This window comes from Mumia xiangluensis, assembly GCF_010994095.1.
In the GTDB taxonomy this organism is placed as follows: domain Bacteria; phylum Actinomycetota; class Actinomycetes; order Propionibacteriales; family Nocardioidaceae; genus Mumia; species Mumia xiangluensis.
Map to the genome: position 1 here is coordinate 1 of NZ_WJYO01000009.1, position 5,436 is coordinate 5,436.

The window sequence follows — 5,436 nt, forward strand, 5'->3', positions numbered from 1 at the left end:
GTGTTTGGGGTTGAGGGTTTTGTGTGTCTGATGTTTGAGAACTCAACAGTGTGCTAAAAGTCGACGAGATAATCAGTATGGCCTTTTTGGGGTCATGATTCCGTGACAAATTATTTGTCAGCAAATAGTTAGTCCGGGTTCAAATGTTTGATGTTGTGGCTCAGCCTTTGGTTGGGTTTTCGACGGAGAGTTTGATCCTGGCTCAGGACGAACGCTGGCGGCGTGCTTAACACATGCAAGTCGAGCGGTAAGGCCTTTCGGGGTACACGAGCGGCGAACGGGTGAGTAACACGTGAGTAATCTGCCCTTCACTCTGGGATAACCTCTGGAAACGGTGGCTAATACCGGATATGACCTTTTTCTGCATGGGAATTGGTGGAAAGTTTTTTCGGTGGGGGATGAGCTCGCGGCCTATCAGCTTGTTGGTGGGGTGATGGCCTACCAAGGCGACGACGGGTAGCCGGCCTGAGAGGGTGACCGGCCACACTGGGACTGAGACACGGCCCAGACTCCTACGGGAGGCAGCAGTGGGGAATATTGGACAATGGGCGGAAGCCTGATCCAGCAACGCCGCGTGAGGGATGACGGCCTTCGGGTTGTAAACCTCTTTCAGTAGGGACGAAGCGCAAGTGACGGTACCTACAGAAGAAGGACCGGCCAACTACGTGCCAGCAGCCGCGGTAATACGTAGGGTCCGAGCGTTGTCCGGAATTATTGGGCGTAAAGGGCTCGTAGGCGGTTTGTCGCGTCGGGAGTGAAAACTTGGGGCTTAACCCCATTCGTGCTTCCGATACGGGCAGACTAGAGGCAGGCAGGGGAGAACGGAATTCCTGGTGTAGCGGTGGAATGCGCAGATATCAGGAGGAACACCGGTGGCGAAGGCGGTTCTCTGGGCCTGTTCTGACGCTGAGGAGCGAAAGCATGGGGAGCGAACAGGATTAGATACCCTGGTAGTCCATGCCGTAAACGTTGGGCGCTAGGTGTGGGATCCATTCCACGGGTTCCGTGCCGCAGCTAACGCATTAAGCGCCCCGCCTGGGGAGTACGGCCGCAAGGCTAAAACTCAAAGGAATTGACGGGGGCCCGCACAAGCGGCGGAGCATGCTGATTAATTCGATGCAACGCGAAGAACCTTACCTGGGTTTGACATACGCCAGAAGCCTGCAGAGATGTGGGTCTCTTTGGACACTGGTGTACAGGTGGTGCATGGCTGTCGTCAGCTCGTGTCGTGAGATGTTGGGTTAAGTCCCGCAACGAGCGCAACCCTTGTCCTATGTTGCCAGCACGTAGTGGTGGGGACTCATAGGAGACTGCCGGGGTCAACTCGGAGGAAGGTGGGGATGACGTCAAGTCATCATGCCCCTTATGTCCAGGGCTTCAAGCATGCTACAATGGCCGGTACAAAGGGCTGCGAAACTGCAAGGTGGAGCGAATCCCAAAAAGCCGGTCTCAGTTCGGATTGGGGTCTGCAACTCGACCCCATGAAGTCGGAGTCGCTAGTAATCGCAGATCAGCAACGCTGCGGTGAATACGTTCCCGGGCCTTGTACACACCGCCCGTCACGTCATGAAAGTCGGCAACACCCGAAGCCGGTGGCCTAACCCCTTGTGGGAGGGAGCTGTCGAAGGTGGGGCTGGCGATTGGGACGAAGTCGTAACAAGGTAGCCGTACCGGAAGGTGCGGCTGGATCACCTCCTTTCTAAGGAGCATTGCTCATCGTCTCTCATCCTGGTGGTGGGAGGGGGTGTGTTCCCGGCTTGATCACGCGGATGTCGTGGTGGTCGGGTGCTCAGATGGTGGAACGTCGATTATTCAAGCTGGTGCTGCCGGCCTGGTCTTAGTACTGCCTGTCCTCTTTGGGGGTGGGTGTGGAACGGGGTTGGGTGTGGTGGGGTTGGTTTGGGCACACTGTTGGGTCCTGAGGCATCAGACACCTCCTGCTCTTTTGGGTGGGGGGTGTGGGTGTTTCTGTTCCGGCCATGCTGGTGGGTGAGGGTTTTCTTGCCTGTTGGGTGGTTGCGGGTTGTGGTTTGAGAACTTCACAGTGGACGCGAGTGTCTTTGTAGTGTGTGTATTTTGCAAGCTACTAAGGGCACATGGTGGATGCCTTGGCATCGAGAGCCGATGAAGGACGTAGGAGTCTGCGATAAGCCCCGGGGAGTTGACAACCGAGCTGTGATCCGGGGGTGTCCGAATGGGGAAACCCGGCCAGAGTTATGTCTGGTCACCGGCGCCTGAATATATAGGGCGTGCGGAGGGAACGTGGGGAAGTGAAACATCTCAGTACCCACAGGAAGAGAAAACAACCGTGATTCCGTGAGTAGTGGCGAGCGAAAGCGGATGAGGCTAAACCGTGCAGATGTTCAAGACGGCAGTTGTTGTCTGTGCGGGGTCGTGGGAGCGTGCTTGCTGGTTCTGCCGAGCTGGCGGGAAGTGATAAAGCTTGAGTGAAGTCGAAGGGCCTGGAATGGTCTGGCGTAGAGGGTGAGACCCCTGTAGACGTAAGCTTGAGTCTTCCTTGCATGTTTCCCGAGTAACGCGTGACTCCTGGAATTGCGCGTGAATTTGGCGGGACCACCCGTTAAGCCTAAATACTCCTCGATGACCGATAGCGGACTAGTACCGTGAGGGAAAGGTGAAAAGTACCCCGGGAGGGGAGTGAAATAGTACCTGAAACCATGTGCCTACAATCCGTCGGAGCCTTGACTTTGTGTTGGGGTGACGGCGTGCCTTTTGAAGAATGAGCCTGCGAGTTAGTGGTACGTGGCGAGGTTAACCCGTTGGGGGGTAGCCGTAGCGAAAGCGAGTCCGAATAGGGCGTTTGAGTCGCGTGCTCTAGACCCGAAGCGGAGTGATCTATCCATGGGCAGGTTGAAGCGCGGGTAAGACCGCGTGGAGGACCGAACCCACTTAGGTTAAAAACTGAGGGGATGACCTGTGGATAGGGGTGAAAGGCCAATCAAACTCCGTGATAGCTGGTTCTCCCCGAAATGCATTTAGGTGCAGCGTCGTTTGTTTCTTGCCGGAGGTAGAGCACTGGATGGTCTAGGGGGCCTACAAGCTTACCGAAATCAGCCAAACTCCGAATGCCGGCAAGTGAGAGAGCGGCAGTGAGACTGCGGGGGATAAGCTCCGTAGTCGAGAGGGAAACAGCCCAGACCATCAGCTAAGGCCCCTAAGCGGTTGCTAAGTGGAAAAGGATGTGGAGTCGCAGAGACAACCAGGAGGTTGGCTTAGAAGCAGCCACCCTTGAAAGAGTGCGTAATAGCTCACTGGTCAAGTGATTCTGCGCCGACAATTTAGCGGGGCTCAAGCAATCCGCCGAAGCTATGGCATTCATACGTGTACTCGGCCCGCCTTTGGGTGGGTCCAGGTGTGTGGATGGGTAGGGGAGCGTCGTGTGGCGTGTGAAGCGGCGGGGTGACCCAGCCGTGGATGCCACACGAGTGAGAATGCAGGCATGAGTAGCGAATGAAGAGTGAGAAACTCTTCCGCCGAATGACCAAGGGTTCCAGGGTCAAGCTAATCTGCCCTGGGTAAGTCGGGACCTAAGGCGAGGCCGACAGGCGTAGTCGATGGACAACGGGTTGATATTCCCGTACCGGCGTTGGTGCGCCCATGCTGAATCAGTGATGCTAAGCACCCGAGCCAGGCGTGATCACCCTTCGGGGTGGCGTGTTCTGGTGAGCGTGTGACCCGAGCTGGTAGTAGGCAAGTGATGGGGTGACGCAGGAAGGTAGCTCATCGCGGCGATGGTTGTCCGCGTGTAAGGACGTAGGGCGAGGGATAGGCAAATCCGTTCCTCATGTGCCTGAGATCTGATGCCGAGCCTTCGGGTGAAGTGAGTGATCCTATGCTGTCGAGAAAAGCCTCTAGCGAGTACCAGAGCCGCCCGTACCCCAAACCGACACAGGTGGTCAGGTAGAGAATACCAAGGCGATCGAGTGAATCGTGGTTAAGGAACTCGGCAAAATGCCCCCGTAACTTCGGGAGAAGGGGGGCCTGATTCGTGAACCCACTTGCTGGGGGAGCGTTGATGGCCGCAGAGACCAGGCCCAAGCGACTGTTTACTAAAAACACAGGTCCGTGCGAAGAAGTAATTCGATGTATACGGACTGACTCCTGCCCGGTGCTGGAAGGTTAAGGGGACGTGTTAGCTGCAAGGCGAAGCACTGAACTTAAGCCCCAGTAAACGGCGGTGGTAACTATAACCATCCTAAGGTAGCGAAATTCCTTGTCGGGTAAGTTCCGACCTGCACGAATGGAGTAACGACTTGGGCGCTGTCTCAACCGCGAGCTCGGCGAAATTGCACTACGAGTAAAGATGCTCGTTACGCGCGGCAGGACGGAAAGACCCCGGGACCTTCACTACAGCTTGGTATTGGTGTTTGGTTCGACTTGTGTAGGATAGGTGGGAGACTGTGAAGCGGCCACGCCAGTGGTTGTGGAGTCGTTGTTGAAATACCACTCTGGTCGTACTAGATATCTAACTTAGGTCCGTGATCCGGATCAGGGACAGTGCCTGGTGGGTAGTTTAACTGGGGCGGTTGCCTCCTAAAATGTAACGGAGGCGCCCAAAGGTTCCCTCAGCCTGGTTGGCAATCAGGTGTTGAGTGTAAGTGCACAAGGGAGCTTGACTGTGACACCGACGGGTGGAGCAGGGACGAAAGTCGGGACTAGTGACCCGGCGCTGGCATGTGGAAGCGGCGTCGCTCAACGGATAAAAGGTACCCCGGGGATAACAGGCTGATCTTCCCCAAGAGTCCATATCGACGGGATGGTTTGGCACCTCGATGTCGGCTCGTCGCATCCTGGGGCTGGAGCAGGTCCCAAGGGTTGGGCTGTTCGCCCATTAAAGCGGCACGCGAGCTGGGTTTAGAACGTCGTGAGACAGTTCGGTCCCTATCCGCCGCGCGCGTAGGAAACTTGAGAAAGGCTGTCCCTAGTACGAGAGGACCGGGATGGACGAACCTCTGGTGTGTCAGTTGTTCTGCCAAGAGCACTGCTGATTAGCTACGTTCGGGAGTGATAACCGCTGAAAGCATCTAAGCGGGAAGCACGTTTCAAGATGAGGTTTCCCACCCCTTGTGGGTTAAGGCCCCCAGTAGACCACTGGGTTGATAGGCCGGAAGTGGAAGCGCAGCAATGCGTGTAGCTGACCGGTACTAATAGGCCGAGGGCTTGTCTACACACACTTCAACGACACTTATGCGTCCACTGTGAGGTTCTGGGATCACAACCCAGAACCAAAAACACAATATCGAGCTTTTGGTTCACACCCACACACACGCGTGTGTGGGGGTTGTAGCCCGTAGGGTTACGGCGGCCATGGCGAAGGGGAAACACCCGGTAACATTCCGAACCCGGAAGTTAAGCCCTTCAGCGCCGATGGTACTGCACGGGAGACTGTGTGGGAGAGTAGGACGCCGCCGGACA

General features: G+C 56.2%; 3 rRNA genes. All 3 read left to right on the plus strand.

Features of this window, described 5'->3' with window-relative positions:
- The first annotated feature begins 179 nt into the window (after positions 1-179).
- The 3 genes from GH747_RS21905 (at position 180) to rrf (ending at position 5,435) form a co-directional block, all read left to right on the plus strand.
- Positions 180-1,699, plus strand: a 16S ribosomal RNA gene (locus GH747_RS21905).
- A 377-nt stretch (positions 1,700-2,076) separates the two neighbouring features.
- Positions 2,077-5,189, plus strand: a 23S ribosomal RNA gene (locus tag GH747_RS21910).
- A gap of 129 nt (positions 5,190-5,318) precedes the next feature.
- Positions 5,319-5,435 (plus strand): 5S ribosomal RNA (gene rrf / locus GH747_RS21915).
- The 16S, 23S and 5S rRNA genes sit together here, the layout of an rRNA operon.
- Position 5,436 lies beyond the last annotated feature (1 nt).